This is a genomic window from Acidothermus cellulolyticus 11B (genome assembly GCF_000015025.1).
Lineage (GTDB): Bacteria > Actinomycetota > Actinomycetes > Acidothermales > Acidothermaceae > Acidothermus > Acidothermus cellulolyticus.
Window position 1 is genome coordinate 2407893 of the sequence record NC_008578.1, and the last position, 18220, is coordinate 2426112.

16 protein-coding genes are annotated in these 18220 nt (G+C 67.1%); 8 read left to right on the top strand and 8 right to left on the bottom strand.

What is annotated here, in order from left to right:
• The first annotated feature begins 3 nt into the window (after nt 1-3).
• From purD to ACEL_RS11050, 3 genes are all read left to right on the top strand, one after another.
• On the top strand, nt 4-1266 hold the full coding sequence (purD, locus tag ACEL_RS11040; protein ID WP_011720962.1) for a phosphoribosylamine--glycine ligase: 1263 nt from the start codon (nt 4-6) through the stop codon (nt 1264-1266).
• Nucleotides 1263-2690: an adenylosuccinate lyase gene (gene purB / locus ACEL_RS11045; RefSeq protein ID WP_011720963.1), complete on the top strand. Its 1428-nt coding sequence runs from the start codon at nt 1263-1265 to the stop codon at nt 2688-2690. Before purD ends, purB begins: the two co-directional genes overlap by 4 nt.
• A gap of 125 nt (nt 2691-2815) precedes the next feature.
• Entirely contained in the window at nt 2816-3670 is an 855-nt protein-coding gene (locus ACEL_RS11050; protein WP_011720964.1) for a phosphoribosylaminoimidazolesuccinocarboxamide synthase, read from the top strand.
• 52 nt (nt 3671-3722) lie between these two features.
• On the opposite strand, the gene rplI is transcribed toward ACEL_RS11050, so the two are convergent.
• From rplI to ACEL_RS11085, 7 genes are all read right to left on the bottom strand, one after another.
• Nucleotides 3723-4172 (bottom strand): 50S ribosomal protein L9, encoded by a 450-nt coding sequence (rplI, locus tag ACEL_RS11055; RefSeq protein ID WP_011720965.1) that lies wholly within the window; start codon nt 4170-4172, stop codon nt 3723-3725.
• Between the two features lie 8 nt (nt 4173-4180).
• The gene (gene rpsR / locus ACEL_RS11060) at nt 4181-4417 is read right to left on the bottom strand and encodes a 30S ribosomal protein S18 (protein ID WP_011720966.1); all 237 of its coding nucleotides are present in this window, start codon (nt 4415-4417) and stop codon (nt 4181-4183) included.
• A gap of 61 nt (nt 4418-4478) precedes the next feature.
• Nucleotides 4479-4940 (bottom strand): single-stranded DNA-binding protein, encoded by a 462-nt coding sequence (locus ACEL_RS11065; protein ID WP_011720967.1) that lies wholly within the window; start codon nt 4938-4940, stop codon nt 4479-4481.
• A gap of 2 nt (nt 4941-4942) precedes the next feature.
• Nucleotides 4943-5233 (bottom strand): 30S ribosomal protein S6, encoded by a 291-nt coding sequence (rpsF, locus tag ACEL_RS11070; RefSeq protein ID WP_011720968.1) that lies wholly within the window; start codon nt 5231-5233, stop codon nt 4943-4945.
• 80 nt (nt 5234-5313) lie between these two features.
• The gene (locus ACEL_RS11075) at nt 5314-6771 is read right to left on the bottom strand and encodes a glycosyltransferase family 87 protein (RefSeq protein ID WP_011720969.1); all 1458 of its coding nucleotides are present in this window, start codon (nt 6769-6771) and stop codon (nt 5314-5316) included.
• 57 nt (nt 6772-6828) lie between these two features.
• Nucleotides 6829-8916 carry a transglycosylase domain-containing protein gene (locus tag ACEL_RS11080; protein ID WP_011720970.1) on the bottom strand — a complete coding sequence of 696 codons (2088 nt, stop codon included), beginning with the start codon at nt 8914-8916 and terminating at the stop codon, nt 6829-6831.
• 90 nt (nt 8917-9006) lie between these two features.
• Nucleotides 9007-9423: a DUF5318 family protein gene (locus ACEL_RS11085; RefSeq protein ID WP_041835823.1), complete on the bottom strand. Its 417-nt coding sequence runs from the start codon at nt 9421-9423 to the stop codon at nt 9007-9009.
• A gap of 104 nt (nt 9424-9527) precedes the next feature.
• Between ACEL_RS11085 and ACEL_RS11090 the strand changes: the two genes are divergently transcribed.
• Both ACEL_RS11090 and ACEL_RS11095 read left to right on the top strand, forming a co-directional pair.
• On the top strand, nt 9528-10127 hold the full coding sequence (locus ACEL_RS11090) for a PadR family transcriptional regulator (protein ID WP_011720972.1): 600 nt from the start codon (nt 9528-9530) through the stop codon (nt 10125-10127).
• Between the two features lie 97 nt (nt 10128-10224).
• A complete protein-coding gene (locus tag ACEL_RS11095) occupies nt 10225-11304 on the top strand; it encodes an inositol-3-phosphate synthase (RefSeq protein WP_011720973.1) in 1080 nt (359 codons plus the stop codon).
• A 158-nt stretch (nt 11305-11462) separates the two neighbouring features.
• On the opposite strand, the gene ACEL_RS11100 is transcribed toward ACEL_RS11095, so the two are convergent.
• Nucleotides 11463-13016, bottom strand: a complete 1554-nt coding sequence (locus ACEL_RS11100) for a CCA tRNA nucleotidyltransferase (RefSeq protein WP_041835824.1) — start codon at nt 13014-13016, stop codon at nt 11463-11465.
• A 227-nt stretch (nt 13017-13243) separates the two neighbouring features.
• Between ACEL_RS11100 and ACEL_RS11105 the strand changes: the two genes are divergently transcribed.
• The 3 genes from ACEL_RS11105 to murJ all read left to right on the top strand — a co-directional run bounded on the left by ACEL_RS11105 (nt 13244) and on the right by murJ (nt 18057).
• Nucleotides 13244-13879, top strand: coding sequence for an aminoacyl-tRNA deacylase (locus tag ACEL_RS11105; protein WP_041835112.1), 636 nt, complete (start codon nt 13244-13246; stop codon nt 13877-13879).
• Nucleotides 13880-13966: 87 nt separating this feature from the next.
• Nucleotides 13967-16381: a DUF6049 family protein gene (locus tag ACEL_RS11110; protein ID WP_041835113.1), complete on the top strand. Its 2415-nt coding sequence runs from the start codon at nt 13967-13969 to the stop codon at nt 16379-16381.
• Complete coding sequence (murJ, locus tag ACEL_RS11115; protein ID WP_011720977.1) at nt 16378-18057, top strand: murein biosynthesis integral membrane protein MurJ; 1680 nt, start codon at nt 16378-16380, stop codon at nt 18055-18057. Before ACEL_RS11110 ends, murJ begins: the two co-directional genes overlap by 4 nt.
• Nucleotides 18058-18220 lie beyond the last annotated feature (163 nt).

The window sequence follows — 18220 nt, forward strand, 5'->3', positions numbered from 1 at the left end:
GCCATGAAGGTGCTCGTCGTCGGTAGCGGCGGCCGAGAGCACGCCCTGTGCCGGGCGCTGGCCGCCGACCCTTCGGTCACCGAGGTTCTCTCCGCGCCGGGGAATCCAGGCACCGGGCAGCTCGGCACCCGTATCGCCCTCGATCCCTGCGACGGCACAGCCGTCGCAGCGGCCGCCCAGCGGTACGGCGTTGACCTGGTCGTGATCGGACCGGAGGCACCGCTCGTCGCCGGAGTGGCGGACGCCGTCCGGGCGGCTGGCATTGCATGCTTTGGTCCCTCGGCAGCTGCGGCGCGCATCGAGGGCAGCAAAGCATTCGCCAAGGACGTGATGACCGCTGCGGGCGTGCCGACCGCCCGGGCGCGGATCTGCACCTCGGGGAGCGAGGCCGCCGCGGCGCTCGACGAATTCGGCTCACCTTACGTCGTCAAGGCTGATGGTCTTGCCGCCGGCAAGGGAGTCGTCGTGACGACCGATCGCGCGGAAGCCCTGCGGCACGCCCAGCACTGCGGCCGGGTCGTCGTCGAGGAATTCCTTGACGGCCCGGAGGCCTCGCTCTTTGTCGTCACCGACGGCCGGGACGTCGTTCCGCTCCTTCCCGCGCAGGATTTCAAGCGGGTGGGCGACGGTGACACCGGGCCGAACACCGGCGGAATGGGTGCGTACGCTCCCCTGGATTGGGTGCCGCCCGACGTGGTCGAGGACGTCGTCGAGCGGATTGTCACCCCCACCCTGTCCGAACTACGGGCCCGGACGACGCCCTTCCTCGGCTTGCTGTACGTCGGATTGGCCTTCACCAGCCGCGGTCCGAAGGTCGTCGAATTCAACGCGCGATTCGGCGACCCGGAAACCCAGGCAATCCTCACCCTGCTCGCAAGCCCGCTGGGAGAATTGCTCGCCGCTGCGGCCGGCGGCGGGCTCTCCGGCGTACGAGCGGTTTGGCGGAGCGGGGCTGCGGTCACCGTCGTCCTGGCCGCGGCCGGGTATCCCGGCACGCCGCGGTTGGGCGACCGCATCGACGGTGTCGACGCCGTCACCGCACCGGCGTACGTGCTGCACGCCGGCACTGAGTGGTCCGACGGGGTGCTGCGGAGTGCCGGCGGCCGGGTGCTTGCCGTCACGGCCGCCGGCCCGACCCTTGCCGACGCCCGCCGGACGGTGTACACCGAAATGAGCAAGATTTCCCTGCCTGGCGGGCATTATCGGCAGGACATCGCGCTGCGCGCCGTCCGCGGTGAGATTCGGGTTCCGGAATACGCCCGATGAAAACGCCGATCCCCGACGTCCTGGCCAGCCGGTACGCCTCCGCGGAGCTGGTCGATCTCTGGTCCCCGCGCAGCAAAATAATTCTCGAGCGCCGGCTCTGGCTGGCGGTGCTCCGCGCGCAAGCAGACCTCGGCATCGACATCCCACCCGAGGCAATTGCGGCGTACGAACGGGTCCTCGACGTCGTCGACCTCGAGTCGATCGCCGCCCGTGAACAGGTCACCCGCCACGATGTCAAGGCGCGGATCGACGAATTCTGCGCACTGGCAGGCTACGAACATATTCATAAGGGAATGACGTCCCGGGATCTGACCGAGAACGTCGAGCAGCTGCAGATCCGCCGATCGCTGGAAATTCTCCGCGACCGGGTGGTGGCCGCGGTCGCGCGGCTCGCACGCCTCGCTGCCGAGTACGCCACTCTCGTCATCGTGGCCCGAACGCACAACGTGCCGGCGCAGGCAACCACGCTCGGCAAACGCTTTGCATCGGCAGGCGAGGAGCTCCTCATCGGCTATGAGCGGTTGCAGCACCTGCTCGAGCACTATCCCCTGCGCGGGATGAAAGGCCCGGCCGGCACCGCCCAGGACATGCTCGACCTGCTCGGCGGAGACCTGGAACGCCTCGCCGAACTCGAACGCCGGATCGCCGCACACTTGGGCTTCCACCACCTCCTCACCAACGTCGGCCAGATTTATCCCCGCTCTCTCGACGCCGACATGGCATTCGCCGTCGTCCAGGTCTGCGCCGCACCGGCGAGCCTCGCGACGACGATCCGACTGATGGCGGGACACGAGCTCGCAAGCGAAGGTTTTGCCGAGGGACAGGTCGGTTCGAGCGCGATGCCGCACAAAATGAACCCGCGGTCGTGTGAACGGATCCACGGCCTGCTCGTGGTGGTGCGCGGCTTTGCCGGCATGCTCGGGGAACTTGCGGGAACGCAGTGGAACGAAGGGGACGTGTCGTGTTCCGCGGTCCGGCGGGTTGCGCTTCCCGGCGTTTTTTTCGCCGCCGACGGCCTGTATCAGACGTTCCTCACGGTGCTGGATGAATTGCGTCCCTACCCGCAGGTCATCGCCCGCGAAGTCGACCGGTACCTGCCGTTCCTGGCGACAACGAAGCTGCTGCTTGCCGCGGTCCGCCGTGGTCTCGGTCGTGAACAGGCACATGCCATCATCAAGGAGCACGCCACCGCGGTGCTCCGCGACATGCGGGAGGGAAAGACCGACGAGAATGACCTCCTGGATCGGTTGGCGGACGACGACCGCTTTCCGCTCAGTCGAGCCGAACTTGTCGACATCATCGGTGCTCCGCTCGATTTCACCGGAGCCGCAGCGGCGCAGATTTCCGCCTTCTGCGCACGTGCCGCCGACATCGTGGCGGCGCACCCCGAGGCTGCCCACTATGTGCCGGCGCCGATTCTGTGACGGCACAACCGCAGTGCGCGGTGCTCGATCGGGCGGCCGTGCCGCCCCCTCACCCTCTACGTCGCTCGGCCCGCCTCCGGTGACGCTGACCATGACCCGCCGCCTCGGCCGGAATTGAGGATCCGATGACCGCGAGCACGTATCGGCTCATCTACTCGGGGAAAGTGCGCGACCTGTATGAGTTGCCCGACGGCCGGCTGCTCTTTGTCGCCACCGACCGCATTTCCGCCTACGACCACATACTGCCGACCCTCATCCCGGACAAGGGCCGTATCCTCACCGCGCTCTCGCTCTGGTGGTTCGACCAGCTGGCCGACGTCGTGCCGAACCACGTCGTCTCCACCGATGTACCGGCCGAATTCCACGGCCGGGCGATGATTTGCGAGCGGCTGGAGATGATTCCCTTCGAATGCGTGGCGCGCGGTTACCTCACCGGTTCGGGACTCGCCGATTACCAGCGCACCGGCCAGGTCTGTGGTGTGCCGCTGCCGCCCGGTTTAGTGGACGGCGACCGGCTCCCGGAACCCATCTTCACGCCGGCGACAAAAGCGCCGCGCGGCACGCACGACGAGAATGTCCCGCTGGCTGCGGTGGAGAAAGCACTCGGAGCCGAGACGGCGGCGCGGCTCGCGGAGCTCACCCTCACGATTTACCGGCAGGCCCACGACCGTGCGCTCGCATCCGGCATCATCGTGGCGGACACGAAAGTCGAATTTGGCCGGCGTGCGGACGGGACGCTCGTCCTCGCCGACGAAGTCCTCACGCCGGACTCCTCGCGGTTCTGGCCGGCGGAATCCTGGCGGCCGGGGCGGGCGCAACCGTCGTTCGACAAACAGTACGTGCGGGACTGGCTGCGCAGCACCGGATGGGATCCGGCTGGATCCGCCCCACCGCCCCCGCTACCGGAGGACGTCGTGGCGCAGACACGGGCGCGGTACATCGAAGCGTACGAGCGGATCACCGGCCGCCGCTGGGAGTAAGGCCGCGGCTGGGAGTCGGGAACCCACGGCTCAGCCCGCGGGAACCCACGGCTCAGCTCGCGGGAACCACCTCGACCGAAACCGTCGCGCTGACCTCCGGGTGGAGCCGCACGGTGACCTGGTGGCTGCCAATCGTCTTGATCGGGCCGCTGATCTCAATGCGCCGCTTGTCGAGCTTCGGCCCACCCGCCGCGTGCACCGCGGCAGCGATGTCGTCCGGCGTGACCGATCCGAAGAGCCGGCCGCCGCTTCCCGCCCGCGCGGGCAGCGTAACCGGCAGGGCCTCCAGCTGATCCCGCAAGGCACGCGCCTGATCGAGGTCCCGGATCTCCCGGACTTCCCGCGCACGCTTGATCAGCGCAACCTGCTTGACCGCGCCGGGGCTTGCCGGCATGGCCAACCGCTTGGGGAGCAGGTAGTTGCGGCCGTACCCGTCGCGAACCTCCACGACGTCGCCGGGACCACCGAGTCCGGCGACCTCCTGGGTCAGGATGAGTTTCACGCCTCCTCCTACCGTGCCGCGTTGGTGTAGGGCAGCAGCGCCATTTCGCGGCTGTTCTTGATGGCCGTCGCGACGTCGCGCTGATGCTGCGCGCAATTCCCCGTCACCCGGCGGGCCCTGATCTTGCCGCGGTCCGAGATGAATTTCCGCAGCAGATTGGTGTCCTTGTAGTCCACGTAGGTGATGCCTTCCTTGCAGAAGACACACACCTTCTTCTTCGGCTTGCGTGCCGGAGCTTTCGTCATGGTGCTCACTTTCCGTCGTGCTGATACCGGCCGGTGTCCCGACCATTCGTCATCGTCGAAGTCAGAAAGGTGGTTCGTCGGAGAAGTTCCCGGTCGCTGAGCCGGCCGCCCACGGATCCTCCGCTACCGGAGCGAGGCCCGCCGGCCCACCGCTGCGGGACGCCTTCGTCACCTTCGCCGACGCATTGCGCAAACTCGGACCGACGTCATCGACGTCGACCTCGAAGACGGTACGGCGCTCGCCGTCCTTGGTCTCGTAGCTGCGCTGCTTCAACCGACCCTGCACAATCACCCGCATGCCGCGGGAGAGCGACTCGGCCACGTTCTCCGCCGTCTGTCGCCAGACATTGCAGGTCAGGAAAAGGCTTTCGCCGTCCTTCCACTCGTTGGTCTGCCGGTCGAGGTACCGCGGGGTGGACGCCACCCGGAACTTTGCGACGGCTTGACCGCTCGGCGTGAACCGCAGCTCCGGGTCATCCACCAGATTGCCGACCAACGTAATGATCGTGTCGCCGGCTGCCATGGCTACCGCGCATCCGGTCGGACCAGCTTGGTCCGCAAGACGTTCTCGTTGAGATTGAGCTGGCGGTCCAGCTCCTTGACGGTCTGCGGGTTGGCGATCAGATCGATCACCGCGTAGATCCCCTCGGACTTCTTGCGGATCTCGTATGCCAACCGACGACGACCCCATACGTCGATCTTCTGCACGGTACCGCCGTCCTGGCGGACGACGTTGAGGAACTGATCGAGCGACGGCTCGACGCTGCGCTCCTCGACGTCGGGGTCGAGCAGAACCATGAGTTCGTAATGCCGCACGAAAGACCTCCTTCGGTCTGACGGCCACCAGGGTGGCAGGAGGAACGCCGACGCCACAGTTGGCGTCAGCACAGAATAGCTCACCCGGGTGCAAGCCGGAACTCCGCCGCGGCTCCCGCCGGCACCGCCGGCTGGGCGGCAACGGTGCTCCGGGGCGCCAGCCAGTCCGGCGCACCGTCGAGTACGCCGCCGGCGGGGTCGTCACTCCCGTCACGGCGGACGATGTCGCGTTCCGGTTTGAACATCTCGACGGTGACGAGCACACAGAGGAAGAGAACGGCGAGGTCGCGGATCGCCAGGCCGACGAGGTACGGCTGCCACTCGAGCCCCTTGCCGGGCCGTTCCACGTTGAGCAGGTACAGCCAGATCGCGAGGAAGTACAGCACCTCGCCGAACTGCCACACCAGGAACGACGGCCACCGCGGCCGCGCGAGCACCGCGAGCGGGAGCAGCCAGAGCACGTACTGGGGGGAGTACACCTTGTTGACCAGCAGGAAGAGCGCCAGCGTCACAAAGGCCAGCGACGCCAACCGGGGTCGGCGCGGCGTACTGAAGGCAATAACCGCGACGATGAGGACGACGACCACCGTGGCGACTGCTTCGACGAGATTGACCTGCCGGGTGGTGTAGCCGATGCCGCGGATTTGCTCGATCGCATACCAGATCGAACCCCAATCCGGACCGCGCTCCGCGTTGAACCGGTAAAACGTCGCGAAACCTTCCGGTGATTTCAGCCATATCGGCACGTCAACCAATGCCCAGGAGAAGGCGGCGCCGCCGAGGCAGGCGAAGAACGCACCCAGTCGCTTTGCCCGCAGGCAGAGGAGGAAGAGCGGCAGGAAGAAGATGATCGGGTAGAACTTTGTGGCAATGCCGAGACCAAAGAGCAGGCCGGCGATCGCCGGATGGCGGCGGGACCAGGCATAAAAAGCCAACGCGCTGAATGCGACCGCAATGAGATCCCAGTTGATCAAGCCGGCGAGAATCAGCCCAGGGGCGAGGGCTACCATCGCGGCGTCCCACGGACGGCGTCGATTCGTCAATGCCGTCGCGACAACGGTGATGAGAGCCGCAATCGCGAGAATGAACCAGTTGGCGTCGAGAAACCGCTGACCGGGCGTGGATTTCGGGGTGATCGGATGCTTCGCGAGCGAAGCGGTCACCTGCATCGTCGCGCCGATCAGCACCGGGTATTCGACGTAGGTCGGTTTTCCGTTGGCGTCCGGATGTGCGTCCAGATACGGCCGCTTTCCTTGGGCCAGTCCTTCGGAGTAGTAGAGCGGAAAAATGTCGGTGTAACACACGTGGCTGTACTGGAAGCCATTGCTCCACGCGGCGTTCCGGCAGGGGAGCTTCTGGGCGTACATCAGCCCGGACGCCGCAAGGACGAAGACGATGAGAACCCGGATCGGCGTCCACCACGAGCTGCCGAGAAGGGCGTGCCGGCCGAGCGGTCCGCCGAAGGCATAGCTCGCGCCGCGAACGACCGGGTCTTCCAACGTCGGCGCGGCGATCTCTGTCGGGAGAGGCGCATCCACAGCAGGTCAACGTATCGCGTGCCGATCCGGCGCGCGCCACGGCTCGCCGGACTCCCGCTACGGGCTTCCCCGCGGTGACGGTACCGCCGATGTGGATGCGGCAGGCGACCCGGCCGACGGCGACGCCGAGGAGGACGGCGGCGACATCGGGGACGGCGACGTTGTCCCCGTCGGGGAGGGGCTCGCCGGCGACGCCGGTGTCGGCGTCGGACTCGGGCTCGGGCTCGGGCTTGAGCTCGGGCTCGGGCTTGGCGACGGCGTCGCGGCCAGCACCGTCGGCGGCACCGGGGAAAAATCGGTGACCGGCGTTCCGGCGAGGGCGGCCGTCATGAAGGCGGCCCACAGCTTGGCCGGCAGGGTGCCGCCGTAGACCTGCCGATAGCCGCCGATATTCACCAGCGGCGCGTTGCCGTCGCGGAACATCGCCACTGCGGCGGAGAGTTGCGGCGTGTAGCCGACGAACCACGCGGAAACATTGCCGGAGGTCGTGCCGGTCTTTCCGGCAGCCGGCCGGCCGATGTTGGCTGCAGTTCCGGTTCCCTCGGAGATGACGTGCCTCAACGCATACGTCACGCCGCGGGCGACCCCGGGGGCAAAGGCCTTGGCCGGCTTGACCTTCGCCTGGTAGAGCAGGTGCCCGGCGCTGTCCGTCACCTTGGTGACCAGGTAATGCTCGGCTCGCACGCCGTCCGCCGCGAACGTGGCGTAACCGGTCGCCTGATCGATTGGGTGCGCCGAGTCACTGCCCAAGAGCATCGAGCCGTTCCGGGACAGCTCCCCCGGGAGGCCGGCGCGATGGGCCGCGTCGATAACCCGGTCGAGGCCGACCTGCTGACCGAGCTGTTCGTACACGGTATTGACCGAGTACGCCGTCGCCGTGACCAGGTCGATGCGACCGAATTGCTCGTTGTTGTCATTCACGTACCGCTGGCCGCCAATGATCTGCGGCGAGTGGCCGTCGTACGTCGCGCTCAACGGAATCCCGCGTTCCAAGGCGGCTGCGAGTACGTACGGTTTGAACGACGAACCCATCGGCGGGATGGACTGCGTCGCGTCATTGAACGGCCTGGTGGCGTAGTCGGGGCCGCCGTACATGGCGAGCACCGCCCCCGTGCCGGGTTGAACGGCGGCGACACCGGTACGTACGTCAGGGGGGAGACCGCTGGTGATGCGGCTCACCGCTTGCACCAGCGCGGCTTGCACCTTCGGGTCAAATGTCGTCACAATCCGCATGCCGCCGCGATTGATCTCATTCTCGGTGATGCCATGCGCCGCCAGCTCATCCTTGACGGCTGCGACCAGGTAGCCGTTTGGGCCGCGGAGCGCGCTCGACGCGGTGAGCGGCAAAACTCGCGGGTACTGTGAGGCGGCGCGCTCGGCCGGCGTCATCCAGCCTTTGGCGACCATGCCGGCAAGGACGTAATTCCATCGGTCATGCGCAGCCTGCGGATGAATCGCGGGATCGAGATAGGACGGCGCTTGAATGGACGCAGCGAGCACCGCTCCCTCCTGCACCGTCAACTGGCGAACGTCCTTGCCGAAATAGGCCCGTGACGCGGCTTCGATTCCGTACGCGCCGCGGCCGAAGTAAATAGTGTTCAGGTAGTTTTCGAGGATTTGATCCTTGCTCTGCGTCTGACCGATTTTGATGGCGATGAAAAATTCCTTGACCTTGCGGGTCAGGGTGCGGTCTTGCGTGAGAAAAGCGTTCTTCACGTACTGCTGGGTGATCGTGGAGCCGCCCTCGACGAAGTCCCGATGGCGCAGATCGACCAGAGCCGCCCGCAGGATGCCGATCGGCGAGACGGCTGGCTCCGAGTAAAAGTTCCGATCCTCCGCAGCGAGCACGGCGCGGCGAACCGGCAACGGTATCTGCGCCAAGGGAACCGATTCCCGGTTCCGGGCGCCGATCTCGCCGAGAACCGTCCGCCCGTCGTTGTAGTAAACGGTGGCCGCCTGTGCGAGCGACAGACTCGACGGTTGCGGCACCCGGACCAAGGCGTAGCCGAGCGCGAAGAGCCCGGCCAGGAGCGCGATCCCGATCCCCCCGCTGAGAACAAGGACCTTCCACGACGGGACCCACCGGCGCCAGCCGGTGCGGCGCGGTGGGGAAGCCGGACGGGTGCGCGCCGGGGATGTCGTCACGGAGCGTTTCGTACCCGGCGCGACACGGCTCATCCGCCGTTCAGCCGAGCCGCTGTGCGACGGCCGGTACCGATCAGGCACGGGGAGTGATCAGCCGTCGGCCGTCAACTGATCGGCCCGCGTCCGCCGCCGTCCGCCCGACCGCTGCGGCGCGCGGCCGTGACCGAGCACGAAGGTCAGGGCAAGGTGATTCCACGCGCAGCCCTGGCAGACCTCGACGACGTACACCCGGAACTCGTGGATCTCGTGCTCCATCTCCTCCAGTTCCCGCGTCGCTTTGATCCGCCCGTTGTACTCGCCGAGTGCATCGCCGTAGGTGTACGAGACCCGGGTGAGAAGTTCCTTTCGGCACACCGGGCACGGCTCGTTGGTCGGCTCACCGTGAAACTTCGCCGCGCGCAGCAGGTACGGGTGCGCGTCGCAGACGTCGCTGAGCGGTACTTGACCGCGGGCCACGGCCTGTAAGGTGGCGCGACGGGCGAGGGAGTAGTCGACCACCGATCGCATCGTCTCCACGCAGTCACACTACGCCGGTTGCGAGCCAAGCTCCGCGACTCTATCGTTGCGATGTATCGTGCAGATACATCGTGGTGACTGGTCGAGGAGGCTCAATGGCGTCGTCCCGGCGCTCCGGCGTGCTCGTGCTCGCCGTCCTCGGCCTGCTTCACGAATCGCCGATGCACGGCTACGAGCTTCGCAAGCGCCTCAACGCCATCCTCGGTCCATTCCGGGCTTTTTCCTACGGCTCGCTGTACCCGTGCCTGAAGGAACTGCTCGCCGCAGGGCTGGTGACCGTGGACGGCGAACCAACCGGCAGCCGCAGCCGCATCGTGTACAAGATCACAGCAGAAGGCAAGGAGCATCTCCAAGAATTGCTCGCCGAATCCGGCCCGTCATCGTGGGACGACGAGAATTTCGACGTCCACTTCGCCTTCTTCGGTCAGACGAGCTCCGACGTGCGGCTGCGCATCCTGGAGGGACGGCGGAATCGGCTGGAAGAGAAGCTCGCGCAGGTCCGGGCCACCCTGGCGCGCACCCGGGAGCGGCTGGACAGCTACACCCTGCAGCTCCAGCAGCACGGGTTGGAATCCGTCGAACGCGAGGTGCGCTGGCTCACCGAGCTCATCGAGACCGAACGGCAGACGGCATACCGCCCTCGGGCAGGCCGGGATCGGGACAGTACCGCCGGCGGGACCGGTGATTCGCCGTGACGTGCCGCGAGACGGCTCATCCCGCCTGGGATGACACATCTGGGACATCGATCAGCAACGAGACCGAGTAACGATCGGAAGGGACGAGGAGCACTCCATGGGTTCAATTCGAGTAGCCATCGTTGGCGTCGGCAACTGCGCCGCCTCGTTGGTTCAGGGCGTCGAGTATTACCGGAACGCAAGCCCTGACGAGCGTGTGCCGGGGTTGATGCACGTGCAGTTCGGCCCTTACCACGTACGGGACGTCGAATTCGTCGCCGCCTTCGACGTTGACGCGAAGAAGGTCGGCCTCGATCTCGCGGACGCCATCGGCGCCAGCGAGAACAACACCATAAAGATTTGCGACGTGCCCCGGACCGGCGTCATCGTGCAGCGCGGTCACACCTACGACGGGCTCGGCGAATACTACCGGGAGCGCATTCAAGAGTCCGATGAGCCGCCGGTGGACGTGGTCAAGGTCCTGCGTGACACCCAGGCGGATGTCCTCGTCTCCTACCTTCCGGTGGGTTCTGAGGTTGCGGACCGCTTCTACGCGCAGTGCGCTCTCGACGCCGGTGTGGCGTTCGTCAACGCCCTGCCGGTTTTCATCGCCAGCGATCCGGTCTGGGCGCAGAAATTCACCGACGCCGGCGTACCCATCATCGGTGACGACATCAAGTCGCAGGTCGGCGCCACCATCACCCATCGCGTCCTCGCCAAGCTCTTCGAGGACCGCGGCGTCGAACTGCTCCGCACGTACCAGCTGAACTTCGGCGGGAACATGGATTTCATGAACATGCTGGAGCGGCAGCGGCTCCAATCGAAGAAAATTTCCAAGACGCAGTCGGTCACCTCGCAAATCCCTCACGAGATGGAGCGTGCGGCCGTGCACATCGGCCCGAGCGACTACGTGCCGTGGCTGGATGACCGCAAATGGGCGTATGTCCGCTTGGAGGGACGAGCCTTCGGCGACGTACCGCTCAATTTGGAATACAAGCTCGAGGTGTGGGATTCACCGAATTCCGCCGGTGTCATCATCGACGCCATTCGAGCCGCGAAAATCGGCAAGGACCGCGGCATCGGCGGACCGCTGCTCTCCGCGGCCAGTTACTTCATGAAGAGCCCCCCGGTGCAGTACAGCGATGACGAGGCCCGCCGGCTCGTGGAGGACTTCATCGCCGGAAAAGTCGAACGCTGACCGCCGATACAAGCAATCGACAGAAGCGGTTCGGAATTCTCGGGAACGGCGGGGATGACGAGGGGGCGTTCCGCCGTTCCCGACGCCACCCACCCTCGGCTCAGGCAAGCCGCTGCTGACGCCCGGAGCCACGTTGCGGCTGCAGCGCCGGTTGGGGATCAGCTGGTCTGATCACCGGCTGACGAGGCTTCACGGGTCTCGCCCGATGAAGCCGCCGTGTCGGGCGAGGATGCGCCTGCGTCGTCCCGAGGCGGCGGAGGTGCGGCTGTCGTCCGCGGGGTGATCCCGTGCTCGGCGGCCCATTCCCGCAGCACCGCAGCCGCGTTCTCCTTACCGATCGGTCCCCGCTCCAGGCGCAACTCCAGCAGGAAACGGTACGCACGACCGAGTTCCGGGCCGGGTGGAATCCCAAGGATTTCCCCGATTTCGTGGCCGTTCAACTCGGGCCGGATCGCGTCGATTTCCTCCTGCCGGCGCAACGCCTCGATCCGCTGCACCAGCGAGTCGTACGCCGCTTGCAGCGCCGCGGCCTTCTTCTTGTTGCGGGTCGTGCAGTCCGACCGGGTGAGTTTGTGCAGCCGGTCGAGCAGCGGGCCGGCGTCCCGCACGTACCGGCGGACCGCGGAGTCCGTCCACTCCCCGGTGCCGTAGCCGTGGAAACGCAAGTGCAATTCGACCAGGCGGCTCACGTCGTTCACGACGTCCTTGGGAAATTTCAGCGCGGTCAGCCGGGCCTTGGCGAGTTTCTTGCCGACGACTTCGTGGTGGTGGAAGGAGACCCGGCCATCGGGCTCCTTGCGGCGGGTCGCCGGCTTTCCGATGTCGTGCAGCAGCGCGGCAAGCCGCAGCACCAGGTCCGGTTCGCCGTCCTCGAGAGCAATGGCCTGGTCGAGGACCGTGAGCGTGTGCTCGTAGACGTCCTTGTGCCGGTACTCGCGGTCCGCCTCAAGCCGTCGCAACGCGGGCAGCTCCGGCAGAAAGCGGTCCGCCAATCCGGTATCGACGAGCAGAACCAGCCCCCGCCGCGGCTCCGGCGCAAGGAGCAGTTTGGTGAATTCGTCGCGAATCCGCTCAGCGGAGACCACGTCAAGCCGTGCCGCCATCGCGGTCATCGCGGCAACCACGTGCGGGTCGACGGTGAAACCGAGCTGGGCGGCAAACCGCGCGGCCCGCAGCATCCGCAGCGGATCGTCGCTGAAGGAATCCTCCGGACGCCCTGGGGTAGTGATCCGACGACGCAGCAGGTCCCGGATGCCGTCGAAGGGGTCGACCAGCTCGTGTTCGGGCAGCGTCAGAGCGATCGCGTTGACCGTGAAGTCCCGCCGCTTCAAGTCATCCAGCAGGGATTCGCCGTACTCCACCGCCGGCTTCCGGGACGTCGGATCGTACCGCTCGGCCCGGTACGTTGTGATCTCCAGGTGGTAGCGGTCCTTCCGTAGGCCCACCGTGCCGAAGGCGATCCCGGTCTCCCATTGGCTCTCCGCCCAGCCCTTCGCAAGTTTCAGCACCTCATCGGGCCGGGCGCTGGTCGCCAAGTCAAGATCAACGACGGGACGCTCGAGCAGGGCGTCACGAATCGACCCACCAACAAGCGCCAGCTCATGCCCGCCATGCGCGAACCGCTGGCCGAGCTCGTCGAGCATCGGCAGGACCTCGGCAAGATCGGACAGCGCCTTGGCGCGCGCTTCGGCCAGGAGGCTGACAGCGGTCATCGCGGTAACAGGCTGGCTGGACACGGGTTCCTAGCGTAGGGGTGTCGGGCCGGCTGCGGCACAGTGGAGATCTCCGGTGACCTACATCGATGTACTTTTGTGCCGCTTATTGGTCACTCGCCCGTTCCGGTAGATTCAGCGGAAATTATGCCGGACGCCTCTTCCTTTTCCGTTCCCGGATGCCTAATGTGATGACACCCGGATGCCCTTCCCCTGAGCGAGGTCACATGAAGGGTCCGCTCGACATCCACTGCTACCTCCTCGATTACGACGTCTCACACGAGATCGTCCGACTGAGGCGGCCAGTGGCCCATGCCCAGGAACTCCCCGACGCTCTCGGCGTCCCGGCTGACCGCTGCGTCATCGCCCATCCCTTCAGTGCCGAGCACGCTGGTCTTACCCGGCTGACCATCCTGCTGGCCCCGGCGAGCACCCGGTTGGAACTGCTGGGTTGCCAAACCGTGCTGGCCCGCCTGCTCCAGGACATGCTCGACGTTCCGGTCACCGTCCGGCCCGCGGGCGCAGAGCTTGTCAGCCGGCACACGGACTACGTCGCGAGCCATCTGGCGCCGCTCCTGCTGCCCAACGACGTCCCGGTCTTCGCCACCCCGTCCCTTGACGCCCTTGGCGCCGTCGTGATCTATACGGCGACAGGTGACAGCGGGACCGCGCTCGCCATCCCGGCCGGGGATTTGATCACCTTGGTGGGTGCGCGGATCGCGCCGGTCGAGACCCGGAACCTCATCGTGCTCGAGCCGACAACCCGCCGGTCGGCTGCCCGGCTGCCGGAGCCGGCACTCCATGCCCGACTGGATCCACGGTCCACCGGGGTTCCCCACCCGCCGCTCACCGCAGCGATCTGACCAGACTCACCACGCGTCACCCCGGTACCCGTCGTCCCGGTGTTTTCGGGAACCGGGCCCGCGGCGGCGCGTCGCTACGATCGACCCGTGGCGCGGACTGCGGGGACGGCGCGATCCAATCGGCACGTCGTGCCCTGGTCGCACCGGATCGGCCGGCTGATTGCGCTCGTCATCACTGTGGGCGCAGCGCTGGCGCTGCCGCCGCCTTCGGCTTCCGCCGCCGACACGCCGGTCGCCCGCCTGACCCTCCAGACGCTCGAGCCCCGCGTCGTCCAGCCGGGTGACACGCTGTCGCTCGCAGGGACGCTGACCAACACCTCCGACGCGACGCTGCACGACGTCACCGTCGTCCTCCGGCTCTCGACGAACCGCATCACGACCCGATATGACCTCGCGAAGGATTTCGACCCGTCAACCATCACCGGATCGACGATCGCGGCTTCGCGACAGCAGCTTGGCGACCTCGCCGCGGGTTCGACCGTCTCGTGGCGGATCAGCTTACCGGTCGATCGACTCGGCCTTCCACGTGATCCGGACCAGTTCGGCGCCTACCCCCTGGCGGTCGAGGCGCACACGGCCGACAATGTCCCAGGCTCGGTGCCGGGCGGGATGACCCGGCTGGCCACCGCTCTGCTCTGGCTGCCGCCGAACGCGCACTTCGTTCCCACCGAGATCAGTTGGGTCATCCCCCTGGTCGGCGGCATTCATCGCGGAATGGGACAGACCTTCCTCGATGACCGACTTGCGCAGGACCTGGCACCCACCGGGCGGCTGGGCAGCCTGCTGGCCGCTGCGACACATAGCCGCATTCCCATCACCTACGCGATCGATCCCGCTTTGATCGACGATGCCGCCGTCATGGCGGGAACACCGCAAGAACCACCATCCCCCGCAGGATCATCCGGCTCCGCCGGCTCCACGCCGAACCCGCCCCTGAGCAACCCCAATCCGACATCCGGTGCAGCCGGCGGCGCGGCCCAGAGCCCTTCGGCACCACCAACGGCGTCCGCGACGCCCCACGCGTCCGCGACGCCCCACGCGACCGCGCCCCCCTACACCGTTCGCAGCGACCACGGCGTGCGGGCCGGAACAGGAACCGCGGCTGCGGATCAATGGCTGCGGCACCTCCGGGAGGCACTCGCTGCGCCGGAGGTCGGCGTCTTCGGTCTGCCCTACGCGGATGTCGATCTCACCGCACTTGATCACGCCGGCCTGCCCGACGACATCGCCGCCGCCCGGTCCGCCGGCCAGATCACGCTCAATGCCCAACTTGGCGGCCTGCTTGCCGGTAATCCCAACGTCATGACCGGTACGGTCTGGCCGGTCGGCGGATATCTCGACACCCGCACGCTGGACGACATCGCTAACGACCTTGTCGACACTGTCGTCCTCAGCGACGACGCATTGCCGACGCGTGACCCCGATGCGGTGCCGGGCATCCGGGTCGATCTGCAAACGCCGTCCGGCCGGGTGACCGCACTCCTCGCGGACTCCACACTCACCGGACTGCTCGCCGCGCCCGAGACCGTGCCCGGCGGTCTGCGAGCCGCGGAGCAGCGTTTCCTTGCTGAGACCATGCTCGTCACCGAACAACGGCCGGGTGTCGGCAGTGCTCTCGTGGTGACACCGCCGCGGTTCGTCGATCCTCGCGACGGCTTTCTCGGACAGCTCCTCGCGGATACGGCGGTCGTGCCGTGGCTGCGTCCCGTGACGCTCGCCGCCATCGCGCAACGGCCGCCGGATGAGACACCGCGAGCCGGCCTGCGTTATCCGGACGCCGCCCGCCAGGCGGAATTGCCCGCGAGTGCCCTGGCCCGCGTGCCTATTGCCCGCGATGAACTGGCGGCGTTCACCGCGATCCTGGGACCGGGCACCGTGGTGCCCATCGTCGATCAAGCGAATCTCGGGATTCTCCGGGCCGAGTCGGCCAACCTTCGGCCGGAACCGCGAGAGCCGGCCGCCATCCTCAACGACGTCCTCACCGCTGTTCAGCAAGAGACCGCGAAGGTCTACATCAGCAATCCCGGTCTCATTACGCTGACGAGCCGAACGCAGAAGATTCCGCTCACCGTCGTCAACCAACTGCCCAACCCGGTCACCGTGCGGCTGCGCCTGGCGGCGGTGAACCCGACGCGGTTGACCGTCGGCCCGATCCCGGAACTCACCGTTCCGGCGAACAGCCGGCAAGATGTTTTGATCGAGGTGACCGCGCGAACGAACGGCCGATTCCCGGTGTTGGCGCAGCTGCTGACTCCAGACCTGGCGGAGCGCCCGTACGGTACCCCCGTCTCCTTTCAGCTCAACGCCACGGCGTACGGCGCAGTCGCCCTCACCATCGCCGCCGGAGCCGCCGGCCTGCTCATCGTCTGGTCAGCAATCCGGATCTGGCGTCGGCGGCGCCACGGCCGGCACCGCCGCACGCCGCCGACCCCCGCGGCCGGTCCACCAGCCGACGACACCGCCAAGACCTCGGTTCCGGGTACGCCGGGAGAGCTCACGTGACCGGCCCGCACCGCGCCGCCGGGACCATTCGCCCGGGACATGCCGAGCGTTCCGTGGACAGCGGACTGGTCGCCGCAAGCGGGGTCATGGCCCTCGGAACTCTCGCCTCCCGGGTCACCGGCTTTCTGCGGACCGCGGTGCTCGCCGCGGCGCTCGGCTCACAGCAGCTCGCCGACGCCTACAACGTCCCGAACGCGGCGCCCAATGCGCTGTACGACCTGTTGCTTGGGGGCGTTCTGACGAGCGTCGTCGTTCCGTTGCTCGTTCGCGCCGCCAAAGAAGATTCGGACAGCGGAGTAGCGTACGCCCAGCGGTTCCTCACTCTTGTCGCGGTCTTTCTCGGCGCGTGCACGGTATGTGCCGTCCTCGCCGCGCCTTGGATCATCGACGTCTATGCGAACCGGTTGTCCGGGCAGCAGCGCGACCTGGCAATCGTCTTCGCCCGGTATTTCTTGCCGCAGATTTTCTTCTACGGCCTGAGCGCCACGATCGGAGCCATTCTCAACAGCCGCGGCAAATTCGCCGCTCCGATGTGGACTCCTGTCATCAACAATGTCGTGCTCATCATTACCGGACTGCTATTTTTGGCGATGAACTCGGGTCACGCCACGGTGAATCTCACCACGGGGGAACAAGTGCTGCTTGGCGTGGGCACCACCGGGGGTATCGTTGCGCAGACGCTGGCGCTCTGGCCGTCGCTGCGGGCGACGGGATTTCGGTGGCGTCCGCGGTTCGACTGGTGGGGCATGGGCCTTGCGGAGATCGCTCGGCTCGCCGGGTGGGTCGTCGTCTACGTTGTCGTCAACCAAATTGGTTTTGCCGTCGTCACCAATCTGGCGAGCGCTGCAGGCCGGGTCGCCGCTGCACACCACATTTCGCACGGGGACAGCTACGCCGCATACGCGTACGCCTATCAGATTTTTCAACTGCCGTACGCCATCGTCGCGGTTTCCGTCATCACCGCACTGCTGCCGCGGATGAGCGCACACGCCGTCGACCGGCGCACCGCGGAGGTCCGGCGCGACCTTTCCGTCGGGCTCCGGCTCTCCGGCGTCGCCGTCGTCCCCGCGGCAATCGCATTCATCGCACTGGCGCCGGAAATCACCGGAATCATCTTCGCGCACGGCAACACGTCCGCCGCCGACGCACGCTACATCGGCTGGCTGCTCGTCGCCTTTGCCACCGGACTCGTCCCGTTCTGCCTCTTTCAGCTGTTCACCCGGGTGTTCTACGCCCTGCGCGACACCCGGACACCGGCGCTCATCAACCTCCTCGCCACCGCCGCCAACATCGCCGCGGACGTCGTGTTATACGTCGTCCTGCCGCCCGGCAGCCGCGCGATCGGGCTGGCCGCCGGGTTCTCCCTCTCCTACTGGATCGCGTGCGCCCTGCTCGGCCGGGCCGCGAGGGTCCGGCTCGGTGGCGTGGACGGCCGCCGGGTCACCCGAACCTACGTCCGCCTTGTCGTCGCCGGCACAATCGCCGGCATCGTCGCCTTCAGCCTTGCACGGTTGGTCCACCTCCTGCTCGGCACCGGCCTGGCACCGGATGTCGTAGCGATCGTCGCCGGCGGGGGCATCGGCGCCGGAATCTTCGGGGCCCTCCTGGTGCGCATGCGGGTGTCGGAGGCCGGCGAGTTGCTCGCCGCGGTGCGCGCGCGGTTCGGCTCGAGCTGATACGGGGGTACGCCGCCCGGAGACGACGCCATCACGCATGCAACGCGCCGAGCCCGAGCCCGACGTCGAGCCCGAGCCCGACGCCCGCGGAAACGCCCACGACCCACATCCGAGTCGCCCGCCGCTGCGTCCCCTCGGGGTTACCCGCCGCTGCGTCCCGTCG

Bases quoted from the DNA above. Each gene is read 5' to 3' on its own strand.
- ACEL_RS11105 (WP_041835112.1), top strand. From the start codon at position 13,244: ATGAAGGGTCCGCTCGACATCCACTGCTACCTCCTCGATTACGACGTC.
- ACEL_RS11100 (WP_041835824.1), bottom strand. From the start codon at position 13,016: ATGACCGCTGTCAGCCTCCTGGCCGAAGCGCGCGCCAAGGCGCTGTCC.
- ACEL_RS11090 (WP_011720972.1), top strand. From the start codon at position 9,528: ATGGCGTCGTCCCGGCGCTCCGGCGTGCTCGTGCTCGCCGTCCTCGGC.
- ACEL_RS11085 (WP_041835823.1), bottom strand. From the start codon at position 9,423: ATGCGATCGGTGGTCGACTACTCCCTCGCCCGTCGCGCCACCTTACAG.
- purD (WP_011720962.1), top strand. From the start codon at position 4: ATGAAGGTGCTCGTCGTCGGTAGCGGCGGCCGAGAGCACGCCCTGTGC.
- ACEL_RS11065 (WP_011720967.1), bottom strand. From the start codon at position 4,940: ATGGCAGCCGGCGACACGATCATTACGTTGGTCGGCAATCTGGTGGAT.
- rpsR (WP_011720966.1), bottom strand. From the start codon at position 4,417: ATGACGAAAGCTCCGGCACGCAAGCCGAAGAAGAAGGTGTGTGTCTTC.
- ACEL_RS11095 (WP_011720973.1), top strand. From the start codon at position 10,225: ATGGGTTCAATTCGAGTAGCCATCGTTGGCGTCGGCAACTGCGCCGCC.
- ACEL_RS11050 (WP_011720964.1), top strand. From the start codon at position 2,816: ATGACCGCGAGCACGTATCGGCTCATCTACTCGGGGAAAGTGCGCGAC.
- purB (WP_011720963.1), top strand. From the start codon at position 1,263: ATGAAAACGCCGATCCCCGACGTCCTGGCCAGCCGGTACGCCTCCGCG.